The 26,512-nt window shown below is 73.8% G+C and carries 20 protein-coding genes and 1 tRNA gene; 7 read left to right on the forward strand and 14 right to left on the reverse strand.

Annotation, left to right across the window (positions count from 1 at the left end; genetic code table 11):
* From ACIGAN_RS11050 to ACIGAN_RS11070, 5 genes are all read right to left on the reverse strand, one after another.
* Positions 1 to 2,085 (reverse strand): copper resistance protein CopC, encoded by a 2,085-nt coding sequence (locus ACIGAN_RS11050; RefSeq protein ID WP_399856765.1) that lies wholly within the window; start codon positions 2,083 to 2,085, stop codon positions 1 to 3.
* 13 nt (positions 2,086 to 2,098) lie between these two features.
* The gene (locus ACIGAN_RS11055) at positions 2,099 to 2,563 is read right to left on the reverse strand and encodes a copper chaperone PCu(A)C (RefSeq protein WP_399856767.1); all 465 of its coding nucleotides are present in this window, start codon (positions 2,561 to 2,563) and stop codon (positions 2,099 to 2,101) included.
* Positions 2,560 to 3,213 (reverse strand): SCO family protein, encoded by a 654-nt coding sequence (locus tag ACIGAN_RS11060; protein ID WP_365088504.1) that lies wholly within the window; start codon positions 3,211 to 3,213, stop codon positions 2,560 to 2,562. The genes ACIGAN_RS11055 and ACIGAN_RS11060 overlap by 4 nt, the downstream gene beginning before the upstream one ends.
* 137 nt (positions 3,214 to 3,350) lie before the next feature.
* Positions 3,351 to 4,094, reverse strand: a complete 744-nt coding sequence (locus ACIGAN_RS11065; RefSeq protein ID WP_399856769.1) for a YcnI family protein — start codon at positions 4,092 to 4,094, stop codon at positions 3,351 to 3,353.
* Between the two features lie 154 nt (positions 4,095 to 4,248).
* Complete coding sequence (locus ACIGAN_RS11070; protein WP_399856771.1) at positions 4,249 to 5,070, reverse strand: hypothetical protein; 822 nt, start codon at positions 5,068 to 5,070, stop codon at positions 4,249 to 4,251.
* Positions 5,071 to 5,336: 266 nt separating this feature from the next.
* Here ACIGAN_RS11070 and ACIGAN_RS11075 point away from each other — a divergent pair, with 266 nt between their 5' ends.
* Positions 5,337 to 5,801, forward strand: a complete 465-nt coding sequence (locus tag ACIGAN_RS11075) for an ATP-binding protein (RefSeq protein WP_399856773.1) — start codon at positions 5,337 to 5,339, stop codon at positions 5,799 to 5,801.
* Positions 5,802 to 5,857: 56 nt separating this feature from the next.
* Here ACIGAN_RS11075 and ACIGAN_RS11080 read toward each other — a convergent pair whose 3' ends face one another.
* From ACIGAN_RS11080 to ACIGAN_RS11090, 3 genes are all read right to left on the reverse strand, one after another.
* Positions 5,858 to 8,851 carry a glycine--tRNA ligase gene (locus ACIGAN_RS11080; protein WP_399856775.1) on the reverse strand — a complete coding sequence of 998 codons (2,994 nt, stop codon included), beginning with the start codon at positions 8,849 to 8,851 and terminating at the stop codon, positions 5,858 to 5,860.
* A gap of 102 nt (positions 8,852 to 8,953) precedes the next feature.
* Complete coding sequence (locus tag ACIGAN_RS11085) at positions 8,954 to 10,417, reverse strand: aminopeptidase P family protein (RefSeq protein ID WP_399856777.1); 1,464 nt, start codon at positions 10,415 to 10,417, stop codon at positions 8,954 to 8,956.
* Positions 10,418 to 10,494: 77 nt separating this feature from the next.
* A complete protein-coding gene (locus ACIGAN_RS11090) occupies positions 10,495 to 12,006 on the reverse strand; it encodes a PP2C family protein-serine/threonine phosphatase (protein ID WP_399856779.1) in 1,512 nt (503 codons plus the stop codon).
* A 501-nt stretch (positions 12,007 to 12,507) separates the two neighbouring features.
* Here ACIGAN_RS11090 and ACIGAN_RS11095 point away from each other — a divergent pair.
* Positions 12,508 to 13,173, forward strand: coding sequence for a bifunctional DNA primase/polymerase (locus ACIGAN_RS11095; RefSeq protein ID WP_365088494.1), 666 nt, complete (start codon positions 12,508 to 12,510; stop codon positions 13,171 to 13,173).
* Positions 13,174 to 13,228: 55 nt separating this feature from the next.
* Positions 13,229 to 13,813, forward strand: a complete 585-nt coding sequence (locus tag ACIGAN_RS11100; RefSeq protein ID WP_399856781.1) for a hypothetical protein — start codon at positions 13,229 to 13,231, stop codon at positions 13,811 to 13,813.
* Positions 13,814 to 14,066: 253 nt separating this feature from the next.
* Here ACIGAN_RS11100 and ACIGAN_RS11105 read toward each other — a convergent pair whose 3' ends face one another.
* From ACIGAN_RS11105 to ACIGAN_RS11115, 3 genes are all read right to left on the reverse strand, one after another.
* A complete protein-coding gene (locus ACIGAN_RS11105) occupies positions 14,067 to 15,056 on the reverse strand; it encodes a DUF5926 family protein (protein WP_399856783.1) in 990 nt (329 codons plus the stop codon).
* Positions 15,057 to 15,401: 345 nt separating this feature from the next.
* On the reverse strand, positions 15,402 to 16,040 hold the full coding sequence (locus ACIGAN_RS11110) for an ATP-binding protein (protein WP_365088489.1): 639 nt from the start codon (positions 16,038 to 16,040) through the stop codon (positions 15,402 to 15,404).
* A gap of 237 nt (positions 16,041 to 16,277) precedes the next feature.
* Positions 16,278 to 17,105, reverse strand: a complete 828-nt coding sequence (locus ACIGAN_RS11115) for a glycerophosphodiester phosphodiesterase (protein ID WP_365736533.1) — start codon at positions 17,103 to 17,105, stop codon at positions 16,278 to 16,280.
* 290 nt (positions 17,106 to 17,395) lie between these two features.
* On the opposite strand from ACIGAN_RS11115, the gene ACIGAN_RS11120 reads away from it, so the two are divergent.
* The 3 genes from ACIGAN_RS11120 (at position 17,396) to ACIGAN_RS11130 (ending at position 19,792) form a co-directional block, all read left to right on the forward strand.
* A complete protein-coding gene (locus ACIGAN_RS11120) occupies positions 17,396 to 18,775 on the forward strand; it encodes a S1C family serine protease (protein ID WP_365736535.1) in 1,380 nt (459 codons plus the stop codon).
* Between the two features lie 63 nt (positions 18,776 to 18,838).
* A tRNA-Ser gene (locus ACIGAN_RS11125) sits at positions 18,839 to 18,925 on the forward strand.
* A 108-nt stretch (positions 18,926 to 19,033) separates the two neighbouring features.
* Positions 19,034 to 19,792 (forward strand): glycosyltransferase family 2 protein, encoded by a 759-nt coding sequence (locus tag ACIGAN_RS11130; protein WP_399856786.1) that lies wholly within the window; start codon positions 19,034 to 19,036, stop codon positions 19,790 to 19,792.
* Here ACIGAN_RS11130 and ACIGAN_RS11135 read toward each other — a convergent pair.
* Both ACIGAN_RS11135 and ACIGAN_RS11140 read right to left on the reverse strand, forming a co-directional pair.
* Positions 19,787 to 20,560 carry a PIG-L deacetylase family protein gene (locus ACIGAN_RS11135; protein WP_399856788.1) on the reverse strand — a complete coding sequence of 258 codons (774 nt, stop codon included), beginning with the start codon at positions 20,558 to 20,560 and terminating at the stop codon, positions 19,787 to 19,789. The two genes, ACIGAN_RS11130 and ACIGAN_RS11135, sit on opposite strands and share 6 nt — an antisense overlap.
* A 13-nt stretch (positions 20,561 to 20,573) precedes the next feature.
* Positions 20,574 to 20,786 (reverse strand): ferredoxin, encoded by a 213-nt coding sequence (locus ACIGAN_RS11140; protein ID WP_365736548.1) that lies wholly within the window; start codon positions 20,784 to 20,786, stop codon positions 20,574 to 20,576.
* A gap of 514 nt (positions 20,787 to 21,300) precedes the next feature.
* Here ACIGAN_RS11140 and ACIGAN_RS11145 point away from each other — a divergent pair.
* Positions 21,301 to 25,737 carry an nSTAND1 domain-containing NTPase gene (locus ACIGAN_RS11145; RefSeq protein WP_399856790.1) on the forward strand — a complete coding sequence of 1,479 codons (4,437 nt, stop codon included), beginning with the start codon at positions 21,301 to 21,303 and terminating at the stop codon, positions 25,735 to 25,737.
* 188 nt (positions 25,738 to 25,925) lie between these two features.
* On the opposite strand, the gene ACIGAN_RS11150 is transcribed toward ACIGAN_RS11145, so the two are convergent.
* Complete coding sequence (locus ACIGAN_RS11150; RefSeq protein WP_365736552.1) at positions 25,926 to 26,498, reverse strand: GNAT family N-acetyltransferase; 573 nt, start codon at positions 26,496 to 26,498, stop codon at positions 25,926 to 25,928.
* Positions 26,499 to 26,512: the final 14 nt, after the last annotated feature.

Here is a 26,512-nt window from a genome sequence, read left to right on the forward strand (position 1 = left end):
TCAGCCGATCTGCGCGTTCTTGGTGACGGTCACCTCGTCGATGTCGGAGGTCCGCACGGTCACGTCGACCTGCCAGTCGCCGGCCATGGGGATCTGCACTCCGTTCGCCGACCAGTGTCCGGTAGCGAGGTGGTCGGGGACGACGGGCAGGGGCCCGATGTCCTTGGCCTTGAGGGTGAACTCGACCTTGACCTCCGGGATGTCGAAGGCCTGGCCGTCGGGCCGCTCCACGTAGACGTGCATCTCGTTGGCGCCGACGCGGGCGGGGTCGAGGTCGACGGTGACGACGCCCTTGCCGTTCCGGCCGCCGGTGTCGAAGGGCATGTTCAGGGTGAGCGCCCCGGAGGTCGCCGTGTCGGCGGCGGAGGACGACGAGGACGACGAAGAGGACGAGGAGGCCGCCTCGGCCTCCTGCTCCGTACGCCCCGGCTCGGTCTGCGTCAGCACGGTGGTGACGGCGAGCAGGACGACCGCGACACCGGCCTCGGCCAGCACCGAGCGGCGCAGCCCGAAGCGGTTCGGGTCGGCGTCCCGCAGCCGTTTCCGCCGGGCGGCGTCCCGGGCGGCCCGCTGCCGGGCGAGCTGAGCGGCACGCTCGGCGTCGGCGGGTTCGTCGGCGGGCTTGCCGGTGGGTTCGCCGGCGGGCACGCCCGTGGGCTCGGCTGCGGACTCGTCTGCGGGTTCGGCGGCGGACTTCTCGGTCTCGCCGGACCTCTCGGACCTGTCGGTCCTCTCGGATCCCCCCTCGTCCACGGCGGACGCCACGGCAGGTTCGGCGCCTGCCTCGCTGCCCGCCTCGCCGGAGGCCTCCGCACCGGCCGGTACCTTCTCCCGATCCGCCGTGGCCGGCGCTGCCTCGGTCAGCCGGCCGGTCCACCGGCGCGAGATCCAGGCGACGCCGACGAGGACGGCGATGAGGACGATCTTGGCCAGGAGGAGCAGACCGTACCGGGTGTCGGTGAAGGCCGACCAGGAGCCGAGCTGCCGCCACGACTGGTACGTGCCGGTCGCGATCAGCGCGAGCACGCTGCCGAAGGCGACCCGCGAGAAGCGGCGTACGGCGGACGCGTCGACGAGGGCGTCGGCGGGCGCCCGGTACAGGGCGACCAGGAGCGCGCCGAGTCCGCCGAGCCAGGCGGCGACGGCCAGCAGGTGGAGGACGTCGACCGGCATGGCGATACCCGCCTGGATGCCGACCGAGGCGTGCTCGGACATCGCCCAGCTCGCGGCGAGCCCCGCGGCCACGACGACACCGCCGATGGCGAGCCCGAAGGTCAGGTCCCGCTTCTCCTGGGGGTCCTCACGCTTGTCGTACGCGCCGAACAGCACGGCGATGAACAGCGCGGCGGCCGCCAGCAGCAGCAGCCGGGAGACCAGGGCCGCGCCGGTCTTGGTCTGCAGCACCTGCCCCAGCAGGGACAGGTCGAAGATGTCGGTGACCTTCCCGGAGCCGGTGAAGGAGCCGCGCAGCAGGAGCAGGGCGAGGGTGGCGGCGGTGAGCGCGAGCCACCCGGAGACGACGAACCGCTGCACCGGCCGCACCCCGGACCCGCTCGGCCAGCAGGCCAGCACGAAGGCGGCGCCGCCGGCCATCACGATGAAACCGGCGTACGACACGTACCGCCCGAAGCCGTACAGCCAGCCGACGACCCCGTCGTCGGCTCCCTGCCCGGACACGGCCACGCTCGTCTTGGAGGGGGCGCCGATGGAGAAGGTGTAGGCGCCGGCGACGGGGTGGCTGTCCGCCGAGACGACCTGGTAGGCCACCGTGTAGGTGCCGTCGGACAGGTCCGGCTGCAGGCGCACGGCGTACGTCGTGCCGCCGACGGCGGAGGGCTTGCCGGTGTCGACGCGCTTGCCGTCGGGGTCGAGCACGCGCAGCGAGTCGTCGGAGAGCGCGACCTGCTCGGAGAAGGTGAGCGAGATCCGGGACGGGGCCTGGTCGACCACCGCCCCCTGCGCGGGGTCGCTGCCGGTCACCGCGGCGTGCGCCGAGACCGGGCCGGCCCCGGCGAGCAGGGCGCAGACCGCGGCCAGGAGCAGCAGCACCAGGGTCCGGACGCGGGGGGCGATGGTCGGGGTCACAGGGGTCCCTCCGTCAGTGTCCGGTCGTCGGGGTGTAGGTGGCGGCCTTCACCGGCATCTCCACCTCGACGGGGTCGGAGTGGGCGAAGCGCAGTTCGACGGAGACGGTCTGGCCTTCCTTCGGCTTGCGCTTGAGCTGCTCGAACATCAGGTGGTCGCCGCCGGTCCTCAGCACCAGTTCCCCGTGGGCGGGGACGGTGAGGCTCTCGACCTCCCGCATGGCACCGCCGGTGGTCTCGTGCACGGTGACCCGTCCGGCGATGTCGCTGCTGACCGACGTCAGTGCGTCGGCGGTGCCGCCCTTGTTGGTGACGGTGAGGAAACCGGCCGCCATCTCGTCGGAGACCGGCTGCGGCATGTACGCGGAGCCGACGGACAGCTCGGCCGCACCGCCCGAGCCGCCGTCGCCCTCTCCGCAGCCCGCCAGGGCCAGCGATCCGGCTATGACGAGGGCCGCCGGGGCGAGCCGCCGCCTCACGGGGTCTCCCCCTTGACGATCCTGGGCAGGTCCTTGGTGTAGTCCTGGACCGTGGCGTCCTCGCCGTAGAGCACGTAGCCGCCGTCGGTCTTCGGCGAGAACGCGATGACCTGGGTGCCGTGCTCGGAGACGACCTTGCCGTTCTTGTCCTTGCGCGGCGGGTCGATGGAGATGCCGAGGGTGCGGGCGCCGGCCTGCACGGTGGCGAAGTCACCGGTGAGGCCGACGAACCGGGAGTCGATGCCCTTGAGCCACTTGCCCAGCTCGGCCGGGGTGTCGCGCTCGGGGTCGGTGGTGACGAAGACGACGCGCAGGTCGTCCTGCTCGGCCTTCGGGAGCTGCTTGGTGGCGACGGCGATGTTGTTCATCGTCAGCGGGCAGACGTCGGGGCAGTGCGTGTAGCCGAAGTAGATCAGCGTCGGCTTGCCCGCGGTCTCCTTGCGGAGGTCGTACTTCTCGCCCCGGGTGTCGGTGAGGACCAGGTCCGGCTTCTCGAAGGGCTTGTCGAGGACCGTGGCGGCCTTGTCGGTGCCGGCCTCCTCCGACACCACGGCGACGGGCTTGTTGCTGTCGTCGCCGCTGCCGCAGGCGGTCAGGGTCAGGGATGCGGCGGCGAGCAGTGCGGCCGCCGCGAAGGTCTTGGTGCGCATAGAGAAATGTCCCAGATGTCGGTGGCCCGGCGCGCACCGGGGTGCCCCAGGGAACCGGGGGCGTGCCCCCGTGGACCGGGGTGTGCCCCGTGGATCCGGGCGTGTGCCCCCGGTGCGCGCCGTGCGAGGAAGCGGCGTCAGGCGTTGCTGCGCCGGCGCCCGGCGAGCACGCCGTAGGCGACACCGGCCGCGCCGACGACGATGCCGACGACGCCCAGGACGCGGGCGGTGGTGTCGGTGCCGCCGGAGGAGTCGGAGTCGTCCGCGGCGGTCTCGGCGGAGGCCTTCTCGGCCGACTCGGAGTCGGCGTCGTCATCGGCGGCCGCGTCGTGGTGCCCGTCCTCGGAGGCGGCGGACAGCTTCAGCACGGGGGCCGGGTTGTCGGGCTCCTCCTGGCCCTCCTGCGGCACCTCGATCCAGCGGACGACCTCCTTGTTGGAGTACGTCTGCAGGGCCTTGAAGACCAGCTGGTCGGTGTCCTCGGGCAGCTGCCCGACGGAGAGCGGGAACTTCTCGAAGTAGCCGGGCTGGATGCCCTTGCCGTCGGCGGTCCAGGTGACCTTGGAGACCGCCTCGGTGATCTTCTCGCCGTGCATCTCCAGCGGCTTGTCCAGCGTGGACTTGGTGACCTCGATCTTCCAGCCGGGCATCGGCTCGGGCATGACGGAGGCCAGCGGGTGGTCGGTCGGGAAGGTGACCTCGAGCTTGGTGGTGGAGGCGTCGTCGCGCTCGTTCGGCACCTTGAAGTCGACGACCGCGTAGCCGCCCTTGGCGGCCGTGCCCTCGGGCTGCACGGTGACGTGCGCGAAGGCGGGGGCGGACAGGGCGAGGACGGTGATACCGGCGGCGGCACCGGCCGCGGCGATACGGGAAGCCTTCATGGAAGGAAGCACTCCGCTGTGAGTCGGGATGAGGAAGAGGGAACGCGCACGCGCGCGTGCCGCGCGACGGCGGCACCTCCTCCGGGGTGTCCGGGCATCCATGGGCTTCGGGCACCAGGATTCCGGACGGCGGAGCGGCGGTGGTCGCGTCGCGTCAGGCGGCGAGGGCGAGTGCGGCTGCGGAAGCCGTCGCGGCGGGCGGGCCCCGCCGGATCACCGTGTGCTGGAGCGCGAGGGTGCGGGGCATCGGGGGCACGGGCCGCAGGGCGTGCGTGGGGCGCGGACGGGCCTCGGGCGCGCCGGGAAGCCCGGCGCGCAGGGCGCGCACCAGCGCGAGCGCGGCCCGCAGCGAGCGGACCAGTGCCCCTTCGGCGACGCCCTGCGCCGACAGTTCGGTGAGGCGCAGCACCGCCAGGTCGCCGCGGCGCAGCAGCCAGCCCGCGGCGAGCGCCGCGAGGAGGTGACCGAGCAGCATCGGCAGGGACGGCCACAGCGAGGCCGGCGCCCCGGACACGGCGTCCGTGGCCAGGTGCGTGTGCGTTCCCGCAGGCGGCTGGACCCGGGCGTCGGTGAGGATCCGGTGGGCCTGCGCCGGACTGATCGCCGCCGCCGTCGTGCCGCACACGAAGCGCGCGGCCTGCTGGACCAGAGCGGCGTCGCTCAGACCCGCCGGCCGCGGTGCGGCGAGGGCGGCCGTGCCGTGCTGGCCCAGGCCGAACACCGTGTGCAGCACCGTCTGGCCGACCGCGAGCAGGGCGGCGATGCCCGGCAGTGTGCGGGCGCGCCCGGCGAGCGGGACGGCCACCGCGGCCACGCCGAGGAACCCGGCGCCCAGCGTCCACAGCGGGATGCCGTCACAGGAGGCGACGGCGTGACCTGCCCCGGCCAGCACGACGCAGACCGCGGCGAACACCGCGGCCCGCAGGATCCGGAGCGTGGCTCCGGAGCGCTTCGTGGGCGTGTGGGGGGCAAGCATGGCGGGCTCATCATCGCACTGGCCCCGGCCGTCCCGTACGGCAGGTCCACAAGATGCCGTACGACCGGAACGTCATGCTCTGGCCGGGCGCGCCCCCGGCTGCGCCGATCCTCGCTCCCCGCTGCGCCGCCGCCCGCCCTCACATACACCGATCAGGACCAGTGCGCATCCGCCGTATGGGCGGCATCACGTCAACTTCACGCTTACACGCGGGCACGGAGGGCAATACGTAACGGTATGTCGAGCCGCGGCCAGGAGGCTGGAGCATGAGCATCTGGTGGTCACTCCATCTGCGGCGCGAAGCCGCGAGCGTGCCCCTCGCCCGCCGCCTGCTGATCGGCACGATGGAGACCGCGGGCGTGGACCCCGACATCTCCTACGACCTCTCCGTCGCCCTCAGCGAGGCCTGCGCGAACGCCGTCGAGCACGGCGGGGACACGGGGCGCGGCCCCGGTTCGGAGGCCTACCGGGTGACCGCCTACCTCGACGGCGAAAAGTGCCGGATCGAGGTGGCCGACGCGGGTCCGGGATTCCCCGCGGCCTCCGCTGGCCGGTCCCTCCCTCTGATCCGGCCGGCCCACACCGACGCCGAGAACGGCAGAGGGCTGTGCCTCATCGAGGAACTCGCCGACCACGTCCACATCGGCAACAAGCCGGGCCGGGGCGGAGCCGTGGTGAGCTTCGACAAGGTCCTCAAGTGGCGCGAGGACGCACCGCTGATGGCGGTCTGACCGACCCGGCCGGGCGGTGTTTCACGTGAAACACCGCCCCCTGCGCGCGGCGCCCCCTACAGCGCTCCCCAGTCCAGGGTCGTCCGCGCCAGCCCCGCCACCTCCGTCAGCAGCGCCAGCCGCGCCGCCCGCAGGGCCGGGTCCGGATCCATCACCAGCACCTCGTCGAAGAACGTGCCGATCGCCTCGACGAGGGGGGCGGAGACCTCGATCAGCGCGCCGAGATCGTCCTCACGGCCCTCCAGGGCCTGACGCACGCTCTGCACGCTCTCGGCCAGGCGCAGCTCGGCGGGCGCGGTCAGCAGGGACGGATCGGCCCCGTCGACACCTCCCTCGGGGAGGATCCGCACCACCCGCTGGAAGGCGGCCGCCAGCGCCTCGAACGCCTCGGTGCCGACATGCCGCTCCAGCGTGGCGAGCGTCCGATCCCCGTGCGCGGGCCGGTCGGCCCACACCAGCACGGCCTGCACCAGCCGGTGCTCGTGCCCGGCGTCCGTGAGCTGCTGCTCGTACCGCCGGGTGATCAGCTCGGCGGCCTCGGCGACCCGGTCGGCGGGCACGGCCACGCCTTGCGCGGCGTACCGCACGGCCGCGGCGCGCAGACCGTCGCCCACCCGGATCCCCGCCACGGCCGGCACGCTGCGCAACACGTTGAGCAGCCCGATCGCGGCCCGCCGCACCCCGTACGGGTCGGAACTCCCGGTCGGCGCCGCCCCGATCACGAACATGCCCGTCACCAGGTCGAACCGGTCGGCGAGCGACAGCACGGCACCCGCGTCCCCGGCGGGCAGGGCGCCTCCGGCGGAGCGCGGCAGCTCCATCTCGGCCAGGGCCCGGGCGACCTCGGGGGACTCGCCGGCCCGGCGGGCGTACTCCTCGGCCATCACCCCGGCGAGTCCGGAGAACTCGATCACCATCTGGGAGGCCAGGTCGAACTTGGCCAGCGCACCGGCCCGCCGCACCACCTGCACGGTCTCCTCCGGCAGCCCGGCGCGCCCGGCCAGGTCCAGGGCGAGCGAGCCGAGCCGCCCGGCGCGGTCGGCGACCGTGCCGAGCCGGTCCTCGAAGGTCAGCTTGTCCAGCCGGCGCCGGAACTCCTCCGGCGCCACCTTCAGATCCGCCCGCCAGAAGAACGCCGCGTCCTCGTACCGCGCCCGCAGCACGGCCTCGTTGCCCGCGCGCACCACGTCGTCGTCGCACAGGGCGTTGGCGAAGGTGACGAAGTAGGGCAGGAGACGGTCGCCGTCCAGCACGGGCAGATAGCGCTGGTGCTTGCGCATCACGGTGGTCAGGACGCTCGCGGGCAGTTCGAGGTAGCGCTCGTCGAACGAACCGCGCACGGCGTAGGGGAACTCCAGGATGTCGGTGATCTCGTCGATCAGCCCGGCCTGGCCCTCCACGTCGATCCGCCCGCCCACCTCGGCCGCCGCCTCCAGGGCCCCGCGCACCACCGCCCCGCGGCGGGCCTCCCGGTCGAGCAGGATGCCGTGCATGTGCAGGAAGTGCGGATAGCCCTCGGCGGAGGTCACCCGGACCTCCGGGTAGGGCGCCTGCCGCTGCACCCGCGTGGTGTCGCCCGAGGAGAGCGAGGAGACCACCACGGGCAGCGGAGTCCGGCCCAGCAGCGCCAGCAGCCAGCGCACCGGCCGCGAGAAGGACAGGCCCGGGTCGCTCCACCGCATGTTCCGCCCGGCGCGCAGCCCGGACACCACCTCGGCCAGCAGGTCGCTGAGCACCTCGACGGCCGGCCGCCCCGACTCGTGCCGGGTGAGCGAAACGTACTCGACACCCTTGACCTCGATGATCCGCACGTCGGACGGTTCGGCGCCCTGGCTGCGGGCGAAGCCCAGCAGCGCGGGCGTGGGGGCGCCGTCCTTGAAGGCGGCGGCGACCTTGGGGCCGCGCACGGTCCGCACGGTGTCCCGCTCGCGCGGCTGCACACCGTCGACGGTGATCACGATCCGGCGCGGCGTGGCCAGCACGTTGATCGCCCCGTGCCCGAGCCGGGTCTCGGCGAGCTTCGCGGTGACCGACTCGCGCACCGCCTCGGTGGTGGCGACGACGTCGGCGTAGGGCAGCTCCTCCACGCCGATCTCGAACAGCAGTGTCTCGACGCCGGGCACCTTGGGCAGCGGGGCCCGCACGGCCGGGGCGGGCGCGGGCGCGACCCCGAGCGGATGCTCCAGCGCCGCCCGCCGCCGCTCCCAGAGCTTGGCCGTCTCGTGCGTCAGACCGCGCATCAGCGCGAACGCCTTGGCCCGCTCGGTGGTGCTGATCGCCCCCCGCGCGTCGAGCACGTTGAAGGTGTGGCTGCACTTGAGCACGTACGTGTACGCCGGTACCGGCAGCTCCAGGTCCAGCAGCCGGCGGGCCTCGGCCGCGTAGGCGTCGAAGAGCCGGTGGTTGGTGTCGAGGTCGGCGTCGTCGAGGTAGTACCGGCTCATCTCGTACTCGTTCTGCCCGAACACCTCGCCGTAGGTGATGCCCGGCGCGTAGGCGATGTCCTTGAAGTGGGACACGCCCTGGAGGTTCATCAGGATGCGCTCGAGGCCGTAGGTGATCTCCACCGACACCGGGTCCAGCGCGACGCCGCCGACCTGCTGGAAGTAGGTGAACTGGGTGATCTCCATGCCGTCCAGCCAGACCTCCCAGCCCAGCCCCCAGGCGCCGAGCGCGGGGGAGGCCCAGTTGTCCTCGACGAACCGCACGTCGTGCGCGTTCAGGTCGACGCCGAGGGCCCGGAGGCTGCCGAGGTAGAGCTCCTGCGGGTTGCCCGGGTCGGGCTTGAGGATCACCTGGAACTGGGTGTGGGTCTGCAGCCGGTTGGGGTTCTCGCCGTAGCGCGAGTCGTCCGGCCGCACGCTCGGCTCCACATAGGCGACGCTCCACGGCTCCGGGCCGAGCACCCGCAGGGCCGTGGCCGGGTTGGCCGTACCGGCGCCGACCTCGGTGTTCAGCGGCTGCGTGATCATGCAGCCGTTGTCGCTCCAGTACTTCTGCAGGGTGAGGATGGCGTCCTGCATGGTCAGCGCCGTCTGAACGTTCTTCATGATGATCGCGCCCGTTCCCCGAGTCGGCCCGGCAAGGTCGGCCATGATCTCACACGTCAACCGGCGCTGACCTGCGCATTTTTGATGCTTTGCGGCGGGAGGTCAGCCGTTGAGGGCGGCCATCCACGCCTCGACCTCGTCGGACCGCCGGGGCAGCCCGGCGCTGAGGTTCCGGTTGCCGTCCTCCGTCACGAGGATGTCGTCCTCGATCCGCACCCCGATCCCCCGGTACTCCTCGGGCACCGTCAGGTCGTCGGCCTGGAAGTACAGCCCCGGCTCGACCGTCAGGCACATGCCCGGCTCCAGCACCCCGTCCACGTACGTCTCGGTCCGCGCGGCGGCGCAGTCGTGCACGTCCATGCCCAGCATGTGGCCCGTGCCGTGCAGCGTCCAGCGCCGCTGCAGCCCGAGCTCCAGCACTCGCTCGACCGGGCCCTCGACGAGCCCCCACTCCACGAGCCGCTCGGCCAGCACCCGCTGGGCCGCGTCGTGGAAGTCCCGGTACTTGGCGCCCGGCTTCACCGCGGCGATGCCGGCCTCCTGGGCGTCGTACACGGCGCCGTAGATCTTGCGCTGGATCTCGCTGAACCGGCCGTTGATCGGCAGCGTGCGCGTCACGTCGGCCGTGTAGTACGTGTGCGTCTCCACGCCGGCGTCGAGCAGCAGCAGGTCGCCCGAGCGGACGGGGCCGTCGTTGCGCACCCAGTGCAGCGTGCAGGCGTGCGGGCCGGCCGCGGCGATCGTGCCGTAGCCGACGTCGTTGCCCTCGACGCGGGCGCGCAGGAAGAACGTGCCCTCGATGTAGCGCTCGGAGGTCGCCCGGGCCTTGTCGAGGACCTTCACGACGTCCTCGAAGCCGCGCACGGTCGAGTCGACCGCCTTCTGCAGCTCGCCGATCTCGAAGGAGTCCTTGACCAGGCGCGCCTCGGAGAGGAAGACCCGCAGTTCCTCGTCGCGCTCGGCGGTGACCTTGTCGGTCAGCGCGGCCTCGATGCCGGCGTCGTGGCCGCGCACCACGCGCACGGGGCCGGTGGCCTCGCGCAGCTTCCCGGGCAGCTCGCGCACGTCGGAGGCGGGGATGCCGTAGAGCTGCTCGGCCTCGGTGAGGGAGTGCCGGCGGCCCACCCACAGCTCGCCCTGGCCGTCCAGCCAGAACTCGCCGTTCTCGCGGTCGGAGCGCGGCAGGAGGTAGATCGTCGCCTCGTGGCCGTCGCCCTTGGGCTCCAGCACCAGGACGCCGTCCTCGGTCTGGTTGCCGGTGAGGTAGGCGTACTCCACGGAGGCGCGGAAGGCGTACTCGGTGTCGTTCGAGCGGGTCTTGAGGTTGCCCGCGGGGATCACCAGACGCTCGCCCGGGAAGCGCGCGGACAGCGCGGCCCGGCGGGCGGCGGTCTCGGCGGCCTGGGGGATGGGCTCCAGATCACGCAGCTCGGTGTCGGCCCAGCCGCTCTTCATGTTCTCGGCCAGCTCGTCGGACACGCCGGGGTACAGTCCGTTCTTCCGCTGCTTGATCGGCTCTTCCTCGGCAGTCTCCGGGGTCTCCGCGAGATCCTCCGCCACGGTCATCCTCCTCGATACGGCACTGGACCACCGTCCACTCTACGGCGGAGCGGAAGGGGGCCCGGGGCCGGTGACGAGGAGCGTTACTCGAAGCGCGCCGCCAGCAGCACGACGTCCTCCGCTCCCCCCGCCGCGTCCAGCCCCTCCGGCAGCACGCTGCGCAGGACGTGGTCGGCGATCGCGCCCGGGTCGCCGCGCAGCGCCCGGGGCACTCCGGCCGCGGCCGCGTGCAGCCGGGCGAAGGCCCGGTCCGTGGCCTCGCCGGTGCGGTGCAGCAGCCCGTCGGTGTAGAGCAGAACCGTCTCTCCGGGCTCGGCGAGGATCTCCACGCTGGGCGCCTCCCAGCAGGCGAGCATGCCCAGGGGGGCGGAGACGGAGGTCTCCACGAACTCCGTGCGGCGCTGCCCGATCAGCAGCGGCGGGCTGTGTCCGGCACCGGCCAGCGTGATCTTGCGGGCGGCGGGTTCGCAGTAGCCGAACAGGGCGGTCGCCGAGCGGGCGGGCTCGGTCAGCCGCAGCAGCAGCTCCAGGTCGGACAGGACCGCGACCGGGTCCTCGCCCTCCATGACCGCGTACGCGCGCAGGGAGGCCCGCAGCCGCCCCATCGCGGCGACGGCGCTGGGGCCCGCCCCGGTGACGGAGCCGACCGCGAGACCGAGGGCGGCCTCGGGCAGCGGCAGCGCGTCGTACCAGTCGCCGCCGCCGCGCGGCCCGGTGCGGTGCCGGGCGGCGAGCTGGACACCGGCCACCCGGGGCAGCCGGGAGGGCAGCAGCTCGTCGGACATGGTCGCCATGGACGCGCGCGTGCGCTCCAGTTCCAGCAGCCGGGCGAGGTGCTCGGCGGCGTAGCGGGCGTACAGGCCGGCCAGGTGGCGCTGGCGCTCGCCGGGCTCGGCGGGTTCGTCGTAGAGCCAGACGGCGGCGCCGAGGCGGCCGGTGGCCTCGGGGGTCAGGGGGAGAGCGTAGCTGGCGGCGTAACCGAGGCGGGCCGCGACCTCGCGGTGGCGGGGGTCGAGCTTCTCCTCGGCGAACAGGTCCGGCTCGGCGATCGCGGCCTCGCCGCCCGGCAGTCCGTCCAGGATGCGGCCGTGGGACAGGGCGCTGCGCGGCACGGTCTCGATGTGGCCCAGATCGGCGCGGGCCAGGCCCAGGCCGACGGTGGTGTCCGGGCCGAGGCCGTCGCCCGGTTCCAGGACGACGAGGCCGCGGCGCGCGCCGACGAGGGCGGCGCCGGCCCGCAGCGTCTCGTGCAGTGCCTCGTCGAGCGTGCTCGTGCGGGCCAGCCGTTCGGTCAGCTCGTGCAGGGTGGTGAGGTCGGACACCCAGCCGGCGAGACGGTCCTGGAGCATCGCGCCGGGTGGGGCGGGTGGGTTTGCCGGGGCGGCCGGGGAGGTACCCGCGACGGGCGCGACAGTGTGTGCGGGGGCCGGAACCGTTGAATCGATTCCAGCCACTTTCGCAGGGTGCGGGGCGTTCATGGCGTCCGGCCTTCCGACCGGCGCGTACTGCTCAAAAGCATCGCAAACCCCCATGTCATTCTGCGCCGCCAGCAGTGTCTCCACATGTACACGCACTCGTGAGGAGATGTCCAGCATTGTCCTGCCGGGATTCCTGGTGTCCGTGAGGTTCGAGAGAACAACTCCCCTTCCCCTTGCGGAAATGCAAAGTTGGCTTAAAACTGCCGCAGGGGACGGCTTATTGCGGTCGACTGGGCTTGCTCGACGGAGCGTCACAACGGTCGTGATGGGTACGTACTCGGAGAAGGCCAGGGGTGGTTGGGAACCACCCGGAACCTGGTGACGGAACCGGGCGTCCTATCCACCGACGACCGTGCCCCATCCTCCCGTGGCGGAGGCGGAGAGAAATACGCGCGACGGCAAACGCCATACTTCGCCACCCCTACGCCACGCCCGTGCTTTTGATAGACGCAGTATGGGCGGGACGGCCGCGGAGGCAGCCCTTGCTCGACCCATAGGGGTTCCCCTTGCCTCAGGCAGGGGTGTGATGCGCCAACAGGTACGCACAGTGAAGTGATCGACACATGTTGTGATGTGGACCACGGTGTTGCCGGCGTGCAACGGAAAGGACGAGCGCTCATGCGCGAGATCCCCGGAAGGCGACGCAGGCTCCTGTTCCAGCGCAGTGACGGGAGGCCTGAGCTGATCGGCGCGGCCCTGACCTATGCGACGGAATGGCAGTGGCCCGTGCTGCCGGGCGTCGCGGCGGACCCGCAGGGGCACTCCCGCTGCAGCTGCCCCGACCCCGACTGCACGGTGCCCGGCGCGCACCCCTTCGACCCCGGCCTCCTCGCGGCCACCACCGACGGGCGCATGGTCCGCTGGTGGTGGAGCAACCGGCCGACGGCGCCGATCGTCCTGGCCACCGGCGGCAAGGCCCCCTGCGCGGTCTCCCTGCCGGCCCTCCCGGCCGCCCGCGCCCTTGAGGTGCTCGACCAGGCGGGCATGCGGCTCGGCCCGGTCGTCGCCTCGCCCACCCGCTGGGCGATCCTGGTGAAGCCGTACTCCATGGAGCAGCTCGGCGAACTGCTCTACGCCAAGGACTTCGTGCCCGGCTCCCTCCGCTTCCACGGCGAGGGCGGCTACCTGGCCCTGCCGCCCTCCGGGACGGGCCAGGGCGAGATCCGCTGGGAGCGGGCGCCGCTGCCCGGTTCGGCCTCCCCCTGGGTGCCGGATGTCGAGGCCGTGGTGGACGCCGTGGTCGAGGCCCTCACTCGTACGGGTGTGAGCGCGCCCGAGTTCTAGGGCCGTCGGGCGCGCCGGGCGCCGCACACGCCCCGGCGCGTTAAGTTCCGGGGCCATGCCGCGTCATTCCCGGGGCCGCCGCCGGGACCCCCGTAAGACCCGACTGCTCGCCCTCGCGGGGGTCGCGGTGGCGTGCGCGGTCGCCCTGCCGCTGGCGGTGGCGGCATCGGGAGCCGTGCGGTCCGAGCGGGCCGCGGGCGGTACGGCCGCCTCCGGCACGGACCACGCCGGGCGGCGTTCCTCCCCGGCCGACGGCGAGGCGCCCGGGGCGTCGTCCGCCGAACCGCGCCCGCCCGCGCTCGGCCAGGGCCTGGCGACCGCCGTGCGCTGCGGTCCCGGACTCTCCTCCCCCGACGGCGTCGAGGCGCAGACCTGTGTGATGACGCAGGGCGCGCGGACCTGGGCGCGGACCTACTACCGCAACGCCACCGGCGAGGCGCTCGACGCCGCGCTGACCCTGATGGGGCCCGGGGCGCGGACCGTGCGGATCACCTGCGCGGTGGGGGCCGAGGACGAGCCGGGCACCTGTGAGACCCCCCGGGAGCCCACGCGGGGCCGGCCGGTGGCGTACACGGCGATCGCGGAGTTCGCCCGGCGGGCCGGACAGGGGCCGCTGCTGCTGCGGTCGGGGAGCAACTGACCCAGGAGAACGGGGAGTTGACGGCCGAACGCATTGCGTGAGCAACCGGGGCCATGAAAAAGACCCGGTTGCTGGCGACGGGGGATGCACCAGCAACCGGGCTACAGGAACGGTAACAAGAGATCGGCGGTTCGCAAATTCGATCTCGCCCTTTCCAGTCACCGACTGGCGTGTCTCCGAGGGGAGTTGTGACGCGCCGGGGACGTGGGGGACCGGCCGGGCGGGTCCCGCCCGGCCCGCCGCACGCCGGGTCTCAGCTCAGCGTGACCTGCCGGTTGGTCAGCCCGCCCCGCGCGCGGCGCTCCTCCGCCGTCAGCGGCGCGTTTGTGGCCAGAGCCGCCGCGAGGCGCTCGGCGAACTCGGCCGCCGGCTTCTCCACGTCCTCGGCCGAGACGCCGCTGGGCAGGTCCCACACCGGCACCGTGAGCCCGTGAGCGCGGAAGGAACCGACCAGGCGGGTGCCCTCACCGAGGCTGGAACGGCCCGCGGCGTGCAGGCGCGCGAGAGCGTCCAGAAGCTGCTCCTCGGGGTGCGGCATGACCCACCGCAGATGGTTCTTCTCCGGCGTCTCGCACCAGTACGCGGCGTCCACGCCCCGGAGCTTGACGGTCGGGATGGCCGCGGCGTTGGCCCGCTCCAGGGAGGCGGCCACCTCCGGCGTGGCGTTCTCCGCGTCCGGGACCCAGAACTCGAAGCCGCTGTGCACTTCTGGCTCGAAGCCGCCGTCGGGGTCGAGCAGGTCCTGCAGCCGCGGACCGTCGGCGGGGGCGCGGCGGGCCTGCACCGGTGTGCCCGGCTCCGCCTCCAGGGCGCGCTGGAGGGTGTCGGCGAGGTCGCGGCTGATGTCGCCCGACGAGGTGTCGTTCTGCAGGCCGAGCAGGACCGAGCCGTCGTCGCGGCGCAGGGCGGGCCAGGCCATCGGCAGGACCGTGGCCAGCGTGACCGACGGGACGCCCTCGGGCAGGCCGTCCTTCAGGGGCAGTTCGGCCGTGGCCGCCGGGACCAGCTCGCGCAGGGCGACCCAGTCGCACTCGCCGGGCAGGCCCTCGAAGGGGCGGCGCACCAGCTCGGTCACCGCGTGGGCCGCGGCCCGGCCGTGACAGGCCTTGTAGCGGCGGCCGCTGCCGCAGGGGCAGGGTTCGCGGGCGCCGACGACCGGAACGTCTCCCTCGGTGCCGACGGCGCCGGCCCCGCCCGTGGTCTGCGGGCGCTTGGCCTTCGTCTGGGGTCGCTTCTTGGCCATCGATGGGTCTCCCGGTTACGGCTGGTCTCGTACGGGCGCGAGCCTAGCCGTTCGTGCCCCGGGGGACGGGGTCCTGTGGACAACGCCGGGCGCTGCGCTGCGCGGCGCACGCGCGCCCGGTCCGGCCGCGGGGTCCGCGCACCCGGTCCGGCCGCAGGGTCCGCGCGCTCGGCCGACGTCGCGGCGCACTGCGCTCCGTCCGTGTTCGCGGCGGGCCGCACGCTGTCCGCGTCGCGGCGTACCGTACGCGGTCCGTGTCGCGGCGGGCCGTGCTCGGTCCGGTCACGCTCGGTCCGGTCACGCTCCGTCCGGGTCGCGGTGTGGCCGTGTCGCGGTGGGTCCCGCTCAGTCCAGATCGTCGAAGGCGTCCGCGAAGTCCAGCCCCGGTATCCGCGACACGGCCGGGGCGGTGACGCGGGTCGCGAAGTCGTCGCGGCGGTGGCCGGCGTCCGGGTCGTGGACGTCGTCGTGGACGACCACCCAGACCGTGACCTCGCCGCGGACGTCGTCCCGGACGCCCCAGTCGTCGGCGAGCGCGGTGATGATGTTCAGCCCGCGGCCGCCGTGGGCCGTGACCGACGGGGTCGCGGGGGCGGGGCGGGTCGGGCCGCCGCCGTCCGTGACCTCGACGATGAGCCGGCCGGACGGGTCCACGCGCCACGCGGCGCGGACGTCGCCGTCACCGGCGAGGGCGTCGCCCAGGGGTCTGCCGTGCTTGCACGCGTTGCTGAGAAGTTCGGAAAGGATCAGTACGGCGTCGTCGATGACCGATTCCGCTACACCGCCGCTGCGCAACTGCGCCCGCATGCGGTGCCTCGCCTTCCCCACGCCCGCAGGGCCATGGGGTACGGCCATGCTCGACGACGTGGGCACCTCCTGTGCCACCACCAACGCCACCCCCGAGACCTCCTTCGCCCCACGCCACGGTGTGGATGCCCCATTGGCCTGTACCGGAAACCGGCCAATCCACGTCCGGTGACGCACTCACCACGACCGAATACGGATCGAACGCGCCGGAGCACTCCCCGTGATCGCGTGGCTGGAAATCGTCGGTGTGGCCGAGAAGGGAGCATCCCGTCCGCCCGGGGGCGAGGTCAAGGGGCATGCGTGGGTCCGATGGGATTCACGGGGCCTCCGGGGTCACCGGGCCGCCCGCCCGGGCCGCCCGGGCCGCCCGGGCCGTCCGGGCCGTCCGGGTCGCCGGCGTGGGCCCGGGTGGCATCAGCGGCCGAGTTGGTCGAGCACCGCGCGCGGGCGGTTGGTGATGATGGCGTCGACGCCCAGGCCGACGCACAGGTCGACGTCCTCGGGCTCGTTGACCGTCCACACGTGCACCTGGTGGCCGGCCCGCTTCAGGCGTTCGATGTGGGCGGGGTGGTTGCGCACGATGCGCACCGAGGGGCCCGCGATCCGCACCCCGGGGGGCAGTCGTCCGTCACGCAGCCGGGGCGTGACGAACTGCGTCAGATACACCGTCGGCAGGGTCGGCGAGGCGGCGCGCACGCGGTGCAGTGAGCGCGCCGAGAAGCTCATGACCCGGACCTGCGACTCCTCGGCGGAGGCCGGGGCGTCGAGGCCGAACCGCTTCAGCAGCACCAGCAGCCGCTCCTCGACCTGGCCCGCCCAGCGCGTGGGGTGCTTGGTCTCGACGGCCAGTTCCACCCGGCGCCCGGCGTCGGCGACGAGTTCCAGCAGCCGCTCCAGGGTGAGGACCGAGGTCGCCTCGCGGTCCTCCGGGCGGTGCTCCCAGTCGGGTTCCTCGTCCCGCCCCCGCCAGGCGTCGCGCGTCTTCCAGGAGCCGAAGTCCAGGGCGGCGAGGTCGGCCAGCTCCAGGGCCGAGACCGCGCCGCGGCCGTTGGACGTACGGTTGACGCGGCGGTCGTGCACGCACACCAGGTGGCCGTCGGCGGTCAGGCGCACATCGCACTCGAGCGCGTCCGCGCCGTCCTCGATCGCCTTGGTGTAAGCGGCCAGGGTGTGTTCCGGGGCGTCCTCGGAGGCTCCGCGGTGGGCGACGACTTGGATCGGATGCCGGCGAGCGTGGGTCACCGCGTCATGGTGCCACCGCATGCGGGTACGCGTCCGGTCGGACGGACCGGAGCGCGCGGCAGGTCCGGACGGAGGCACTGGGATTGCACCCCTTTGGTCAGTGATGCCCTATATAAAGAATGGCCCCGGACCCACAGCCACCGCTTATGGTGCTCTGACGGCCTGTGGGAAAAGCTGACGGCATACAAAGGGACAAGCACAGCTGTAGCGCGCCCGGCCCGCCGGCCGGCGTGGACGAGCGCGACCGCGTGCGACCCGATACAGACAGCCGTGGATCGAGGAGAGAAGCTGTGAGCACCGAGAACGAGGGCACCGCGGTACCCCCCGCCCCCTCCGCACCCCCCGTGCCGGTGGACGCTCCCGCTGCTCCGGCGCCCCAGGGGCCGTACGGACAGGGCGCCCCCGGCGACGCCGGGCACCCCGGCGCCTCCTCCTCCGCCCCCGACCCCTCCTGGCCCCCGCCCCCGCCGCCGGCCGGTCCGCACGACGGCGGCTCCGGCCCGGGTCCGGGCGGCTGGGGCGCGTCGTACCAGCAGCCGGCGCCGAAGTCCGGCCGCGGGCGCGGCGGGCTGATCGCCGCCATCCTGATCGCCGCGCTGGTCGCGGGCGGTCTGGGCGGCGGCCTCGGCTACACGCTGGCGAGGAACAACGACGACGGCACCGGCTCGACGACCGTCTCCTCCTCCACCAGCGGCGGCGACGTCAAGCGCGACCCGGGCACGGTCGCGGGCGTGGCCGCCAAGGCACTGCCGAGCACGGTCACGATCGAGGCCGAGAGCACCAGCGGCGAGGGCGGCACGGGCACGGGCTTCGTCTTCGACAAGCAGGGCCACATCGTCACCAACAATCACGTCGTGGCGGACGCGGTGGACGGCGGCAAGGTCACGGCGACGTTCCCGGACGGCAAGAAGTACGACGCCCAGGTGGTCGGCAACGCGCAGGGCTACGACGTCGCCGTCATCAAGCTCAAGGACGCCCCGAGCGACCTCAAGCCGCTCACCCTCGGCGACTCCGACAAGGTCGCCGTCGGCGACGCGACCATCGCGATCGGCGCCCCGTTCGGCCTGTCCGACACGGTGACGACGGGCGTGATCAGCGCCAAGAACCGCCCGGTGGCCTCCAGCGACGGCAGCGGCAGCCAGGCGTCGTACATGAGCGCCCTGCAGACCGACGCGTCGATCAACCCGGGCAACTCCGGCGGGCCGCTGCTGGACGCGCAGGGCAACGTCATCGGCATCAACTCCGCGATCCAGTCCACCGGCAACGGCGGCTTCGGCACCGGTCAGTCCGGCTCGATCGGCCTGGGCTTCGCCATCCCGATCAACCAGGCGAAGTACGTCGCCCAGGAGCTGATCCGGACCGGCAAGCCGGTGTACGCGAAGATCGGCGCGTCCGTCTCCCTGGACGACAGCTCCGACGGCGCGCAGATCACCGACCAGGGCGCGGGCGGCTCGGCCCCGGTCGAGCCGGGCGGCCCGGCCGCCAAGGCGGGCCTGAAGCCGGGCGACGTCATCACCAAGCTCGACGGCCACCCGATCGACTCCGGCCCCACGCTGATCGGCGAGATCTGGACCCACAAGCCGGGCGACAAGGTCACGATCACCTACGAGCGCGACGGCAAGCAGCGCACCACCGAGGTCACGCTGGGCTCTCGCGTCGGCGACAACTGACCCGCACCCGCCCGCACCGACCCGTTACCCTTGTCCCCGCGCCGCCGATCACGGCAGGCGCGGGGAGGTGTGCCCGAGCGGCCTAAGGGAACGGTCTTGAAAACCGTCGTGGCAGCGATGTCACCGTGGGTTCAAATCCCACCGCCTCCGCTTGACGAGCAGTGAGCACGGCCCCCGATCCAGCTGTTCGGTCGGGGGCCGGCTGCTTGCCCGGTCCGGCAGGAGCGTCCCGTACCCGGAAAGGCTGTGAGCCCGCCTGTGAGTCGGTGCATCGTCGTCGTCACCGCTGTGCACGGACCCCACGCCCGCTTCCTGCCGGAGGCCCACGCGTCGCTGTGCGCGCAGCGGTTACCCGCGGGGTGGGAGTGGCACTGGGTGATCCAGGAGGACGGGGAGGGCGACGGCGTACGGCCGTTCGTGCCCGTCGACCGGCGGGTGACGTTCCGGCAGGGGCGCGGCGGCGGGCCCGGGGTGACCCGGACCATGGCGCTGGCGCACGCCGAGGGCGCGTACGTGAAGGTGCTGGACGCCGACGACCAGCTCGCGCCCGGGGTGCTCGCGCGGGATCTGGCGGTGCTGGAGGGGGACCGCGGCCTCGCCTGGGTGACGTCCCGGGTGCTGGATCTGCTGCCCGACGGGTCGACGGCCGGGTTCCCGGGCGATCCCGCCGAGGGGGTGATCGAGCGCGGGGAGGTGCTGGAGTACTGGAAGGCCAACGGGTTCCTCGCGCAGGTCCATCCGGCCTCGCTGTTCGTCCGGCGGGAGCTGCTGCTCGCCCTCGGCGGCTGGATGGCGCTGCCCGCCTCGGAGGACACGGGCCTGCTGCTCGCGCTGAACGCCGTGAGCCGGGGATGGTTCTCGCGGGAGGTGGGGCTGCTGTACCGCAAGTGGGACGGGCAGGTCACCGGGCAGCCGGCCCATCGGCAACGGGGCGAACGGGAGGCCCGGATGGCCGTCGTGGAGACCCGGGCCCGGGCACTGTCCCGCCTGCGGTGGAGCTTCGGCACGTCGTCATGACGACAGGTCCGCCTCCGGCCGGGTGCCTGCCGCGGGCGTGGGGGCCACGGCGAGGCGGGTGTACCACTCCGTGCCCAGCAGCAGCGCCCGCTCCCGGTCCGGCAGCGCGGCGATCAGGCCCGGGGCGGCTTTGCGCTCGACCTCCGTGCGGTGCGCCAGGATCGCGGCGACCTTCCGGTCCAGCCAGGGGGACACGTCGACCGCGGCGGTGACGTGGTCGTCCGGGACGGTGTGCATCCGCTTGCCGGCGGGAGCCAGGAGCCCGGCCCAGGAGCGGACGGCCGAGTGGGGGTGCGTGGCCAGGTACAGCGCGTCCGGCCGCCAGGGGTCGCCGGCGTCCGGGCAGAGGCGTTCGAGGCCGGCGGCATGGACCGCGAGCAGGGTCACCCGGTGGGTGTGCACATGGTCCTCGTGGCCGGTCAGCCCGCCGTACGCGTCGTGGGTGAGCACGATGCGCGGGCGGAACGCGCGCAGGTGCGCGACCAGTTCCCGCACCGTCTCGTCCAGCGGGGCGTCGAGGAGGCGGGGCCGGCCCGGGGCCGAGTGCGGCACGCGGGAGTCGGCGTAGCCGAGCATCCGGGGCGGGCCGGTGCCCAGGGCGCGCAGGGCATCGGCCAGTTCCGCGGCGCGCGGGGTGTCCGGGGCCCAGGTCGCCGTGACGACCGCCGTGCGCGCGCCCGCCGCGGCGTGCCGGGCGAGCACACCGCCCGCGGCCAGGGACTCGTCGTCGGGGTGGGCGAAGACCGCGAGCACGTCGGGGAGCGGCATGCGGGCGCCCCCGCTACGGGTGGTCGGGCGCCTCTGCCCTGGTGACGGCGATCGCCTGGCTCGGGCACCTCTCCGCCGCCTCCAGCACGTCCGGGTCGTCCGCTGGCGTCCGCTCCCGGCCCGGGCGGACGACGCCGTACCCGTCGACGAAGTCGAAGACCGCCGGGGCCCGGTGGGCGCACTCGGCCGATCCGTAGCAGAGATCGCGGTCGACAAAGACCCGCATGACGACCTTCATGACCCTGTGTCCCCCTCCGGACGGCGTCACGGACCGTGGGCCTCGGGCAGAGACGGCCCACCGGGAGGTGACTGCCCAGCGGGCCCGCGGTCGAACCGGCGAATCCGGCCTCCGCCGACGGCGTGCGCTCCCGTGCTGCGGAGGCGGTACGGCAGCCCGAAGGCGACTGACGAGCCGTCAGTCGCCTTGGGTGGAGAGTCCGGCCGGCGGAGTCGGGGAAGGCGGTCGGCAGGGTTGCAGGGCGCCGCCCGCAGGGGAGGATCACCACGTCGTCCGACACCGGTCCCTCCCCTCGTGGGGACCGGTGCCGAACGGTGGAGTCACCGTCGTCCGACTCGGATGGAAGCTGACCGGATGGGTGCGTTTGCTGGGTCCGGATCCTGCCATTTCCGGCCGTGGACGGGGAGGTTCCAGGGCTGAGACGAGGTTATTACCGCAGGTCAGCTGTATAGAGTGAGTTTTCCGGACCGGACGTCGGACGTCCCGGCGCGACGAGTGAGGAGTGGAGACCTTGAGTTCCGACTCGGGGGCACGCACCGCCTTCGCGGAACGCCTCGCGCTGCTGTACAAGGAAGCGGGCAACCCTCCACTCAAGCGTGTGTCCGAGTCGGTCGGGCGGCTGCAGCGGATCGACGAACGCGGGCGGCCGGTACGGGTGTCCGCCCAGCGGATCAGCGACTGGCGCCGGGCGCGGAACGTACCCGCCCAGTTCACCGCCCTCGCGGCGGTGCTGCACGTGCTGATCCCCGAGGCGCGCCGGGCGCGGCCGACGCCGGTCTCCCCGGGCCTGTACGACCTGGCGCAGTGGCAGCGGCTGTGGGAGCGCGCCGTGGCCGACCCGGTGGGCGAGCGTCCCGCGGCGTCGGCGGCGGAGGAGGGGCCGCCCGCCGAGGCCCGGCCCGCGCCGGGCGGCGTCTGCCCGTACCGGGGGCTGGCCTCCTACCGCAGGGAGGACGCGCGGTGGTTCTTCGGCCGGGAGCGGAGCACGGACGCGCTCGTCACGCAGCTCCGGGCGGTGTCCGGCACGGGCGGCCTGGTCATGCTGGTGGGCGCGTCGGGGGCGGGGAAGTCCTCACTGCTCAACGCCGGTCTGGTGCCCGCCCTGCGGGACGGCGCGCTGAGCGTCGCCGACGGTGACGACGACGGCAAGGGCGGCAGGGGCGGCCGGGTCGGAGCCGGCCGCGCGACCGACGGCACCACGGCAGGCCCGGACACCAGGACATACCAGGGCACCGGCATCGGAGGACAGGGCGCCGGCCCCGGAGGACAGGGCGGCGGCCAAGGCCAAGGCACCGGCCCCGGAGGACAGGGCACCGGCCCCGGAGGACACGGCACCGGCCCCGGAAGGCAGGGCGCCGGTCACGACCAGGGTGGCGACCCCGCCCGGCCCGGCAGCCCCGACTCCGGCGGCCCCGGCGGCCCCGGCAGCCCCGGCGTCAGCCGAGGTCAGGGCATTGGGGGTCCCCACCCCGGCTCCGCCCACGCCCCCGGCGGCGATCCCACCCGGACCGATCACGCCCCGCCCGATCACGGCGGGGTCCGGCCCGGTGGAGCCGGGCGGGGTGAGCAGGTCGTGCAGCTCGTGCCGGGGGCGGATCCGCTCGCGGAGCTGACCGGGCGGATACCCGACCTGGCGCCGGTCGTCGCGGCGGCCGCCGGGAGGGCCGCCGAGGCGGAGGAATCCCGCACCGCCCCGCCCCCGGACGCCGTCCGCGCCGCCGTCACGGCCTGGGCCCGGCGCGAGGCCCCCGCCGGTGCCCGTCCGGTCGTCATCGTCGACCAGTTCGAAGAGACGTTCACCCTCTGCCCCGACGAGGCGGAGCGCCGCGCCTTTATCCAGGTCCTGCACGCCGCCTGCACCCCGGCCCGCCCCGGCGAACCCGCCCCCGCGGTCGTCGTCCTGGGCATCCGGGCCGACTTCTACGAACGCTGCCTGCGCTACCCGGAACTGGCCGACGCGCTCCAGCACCGCCACATGGTGCTCGGCCCGCTCACCGCCGCCGAACTGCGCGAGGCGGTGACCGGACCGGCCAAGGCCGTCGGGCTGGAGCTGGAGCCGGGCCTGGCGGAACTCATCGTCCGGGAGGTCAGCGCAGACGGCCCGCGCGGGGCGCACGACGCCGGCGTGCTGCCGTTGCTGTCGCACGCCCTGCTCGCCACCTGGCAGCGCCGGAAGGCGGGCCGGCTGACGCTGGCCGGCTACCGCGCGGCCGGCGGCATCCAGGGCGCGGTCGCGGCGACCGCCGAACGGGCCTGGTCCCGGCTCGACCCGGCGGCCCGCACGGCGGCCCGGCTCCTCCTGCTCCGCCTGGTCAGACTGGGCGAGGACACCCAGGCCACGCGGCGGCGCGGCACCCGGCGGCAGCTCGCGGACGAGTCGAACGACCCCGGCAAGACCGAGGAGTCCCTCGAAGCGCTGGTCCGCGCCCGGCTGGTGACGCTGGACGCGGAGACGGTGGAGATCACCCACGAGGCGCTGCTGCACGCCTGGCCGCGCCTGCGCGACTGGATCGACGAGGACCGCCAGGGCAATCTGCTGCGCCAGCGCCTCGAGGAGGACGGCCGGGCCTGGGAGGAGTCGGACCGCGACACCTCCCTGCTCTACCGGGGCTCACGGCTGGAGCAGGCCCACACCTGGGCCGAGTCGGCCGGGGACACGTTCCTGACCCGCAGCGCGGTGGAGTTCCTGGCCGCCTCGGTCCGGTTGCGCCGGCGCTTTTTGTGGATCACCCGGGGCGCGGTGGCGGCGCTGGTCGTGCTCGCGGTGCTGGCCGTCGGGTCGGCGGTCATCGCCTTCCAGCAGCGCGACGACGCCGTGTTCGAGCAGGTGCTGGCCCAGGCCGACCGGGTGCAGGACACCGATCCGTCGCTGTCGGCGCAGCTCGACCTGGTCGCCCACCGGCTCCGGCCGGACGACGAGGGCGCGAACAGCCGCCTGATGTCCGTCGTGAACGCCCCGCTGGCCACCCCGCTCATCGGTCACACCGGCGCCGTCTACCTCACGACGTTCAGCCCGGACGGCAGGACCCTGGCCACCGCCAGCTACGACCGGACCGTCCGGCTGTGGAACGTGGCCGACCCCCGGCGCCCCGAGCCCCTGGGCGGGCCGCTGACCGGCCACACGAGCTGGGTGAGCAGCGCGGTGTTCAGCCCGGACGGCCGGACGCTGGCCAGCGCCGCCGACGACGGCACGATCCGGCTGTGGGACGTGACGGACCCGAGGCGCCCGCAGCGGCTCGGCGCGCCGGTGACCGGCCACGAGGGCACGATCTACCTGGTCGCCTTCAGCCCCGACGGCCGCACGCTCGCCTCCGCGGGCGACGACCACACCGTCCGGCTGTGGGACGTGGCCGATCCGCGCCGGCCGCGAGCGCGCGGCGAACCCCTGACCGGGCACACGGCCGCGGCGCGCTCGGTGGCGTTCAGCCCGGACGGCCGGACGCTGGCGGCGGGCGGTGACGACGGCACGATCCGGCTGTGGGACGTGGCCGGCCCGGGCCGGCCGCAGCGGCTCGGCGCGCCGCTGACCGGCCACGGCGCCCTCGTGCACTCGGTGGCGTTCAGCCCCGACGGCAGGACGCTCGCCAGCGGCGGCGAGGACAACGCCGTCCGCCTGTGGAACATGGCCGATTTGCATCGCCCGAAGCAGATCGGAGCGCCGCTCACCGGCCATACCGGCCCGATCTGGTCGGTGGCGTTCAGCCCGGACGGCAGCATGCTCGCCGCCGCCAGCGCGGACAGCACCGCGAGTCTGTGGAAGGTCGACGATCCGGCGTACGCGTCCCAGGTCGGCGGCCCCCTGGCGGGCAGCAGCGGGGAGATGTACGCGCTCGGCTTCAGCCCCGACGGCCGCACCCTCGCCACCGGCACGGGCGACAACAAGGTCCGCCTGTGGGCGCTGCCGAGGTCGGACATGATCGGCCGGACGGGATCGTTCCGCTCCGACGGGCGGGTGCTCGCGACGGCGGGGCGGGACGGCCGGGTCCGGCTGTGGGACGTGCGGACGCCCGGCAGGCCGGTCCGGATCGGCGAGCCCTTCCGGCCGGGCGAGGACGGGGTGCGCACCCTGGAGTTCTCCCCGGACGGCCGGACCGTCGCGGCCGTGACGGGCGACCGGACCGTGCGGCTGTGGAACCTCAGCGACCCGGAGCGCCCTGTTCCGTACCGCTCCTCGATCCCCCTGCGCATCCGGTACGCCGACCCGCTCGCCTTCAGTCCGGACGGGCGCGTGCTGGCCACCGCCCACGACGACCGGACCATCCGGCTGTGGGACATCGCCGACCCGTCCCGTCCCCGGCCGCTCGGCGCGCCCCTCACCGGTCACAAGGGGTATGTCAACTTCCTGGTGTTCAGCCCCGACGGCCGCACGCTCGCCAGCGGCAGCGCGGACGGCACCATCCGGTTGTGGGACGCGGACGACCCCGCCCGGATCACGCTGAGGGGCACCCCGCTCAGGGGCCACCGCGGAGCCGTCAACGCCCTCGCCTACAGCCGCGACGGCCGGACGCTGGCCAGTGCCGGCGACGACACCTCCGTGCGCCTGTGGGACGTGACGGACCCCGCCCGTGCCTCCCAGGAGAAGCGTCTCACCGGCCACACGGAAGCGGTCGTGTCCCTGACGTTCAGCCGGGACGGCCGCACCCTGGCCAGCGGCGGCAACGACAGCACCGTCCGGCTGTGGGACGTCGCCGACCCGTCCGGGGCCACCGCGATCGGCCAGTCGATGAGCCCCGGCGCCAGGACCGGCAACTTCCTGGCGTTCAGCCCGAACAGCCACATGCTCGGGGTGTCCAGCGGCGCGGACACCATCCGGATCTGGGACCTGGACGTCGACCGGGCGGTGGACCGCATCTGCTCGATGACCCGGAACGTGCTGACGCCGGACACCTGGCGCGCGTACCTGTCCCGGCTCTCGTACGATCCGCCGTGCGGGGAGTGAGCCGGCCGATTGTCCCAACGGGCCCAAGCAGCAAGGAAGTTGAGTGATACCAGTCACAACTCCGACTTCCTGACGGTCAGTCGGCTCGTCCCGCACAAGCGCTTGTTACCCTTGGCCATAGCTCGACCGCTGGTGCATCCCCCGTCGCCAGCGGTCGAGCCTTTTCCATGGCGCGGGTCGGGCCCTCATCAGCGCAGGTCGAGCCGCATCAGCACCCGGGGGTGACCGGCCAGGACCGAGGTCGTGGCCGCCGCCCAGCTGAAGCCGGCGCGCTCGAAGTTCTTGCGCAGACCGGCGTAGGCCATCGTCAGGTCGACCCTGGCGTCGCCGTTGTCCAGGGGGTACGCCTCGATCGCCGGTGCCCCGTGGGCCCGGGCGAAGTCGACGGCGCCGGCGATCAGCGCGTGGGAGATGCCCTGCTTGCGGTGGCCGGGGCGGACCCGGACGCACCACAGCGACCAGACGGGCAGGTCGTCGACGTGCGGGATCTTGCGGTTGCGGGCGAAGGAGGTGTCCGCGCGCGGGGCGACGGCGGCCCAGCCGACCGGTTCGTCACCGTCGTAGGCGAGCACGCCCGGGGGCACGTCCGCGCGGCACAGCTCGGCGACGTAGGCGCCGCGGGCCGGGCCGCGCAGTTCGTTGTTGAGCCTGGAGGGGATCCGGTAGCTCAGGCACCAGCAGACGTTCGCGGTCGGCGACTTCGGGCCGAGCACGACGCGGACGTCCTCGAAGTCCGTCGCGGGGCGCACGTCGATGCTCATGCCCTCACGATGCC

The organism is Streptomyces sp. NPDC085931, from assembly GCF_044540565.1.
GTDB lineage: Bacteria > Actinomycetota > Actinomycetes > Streptomycetales > Streptomycetaceae > Streptomyces.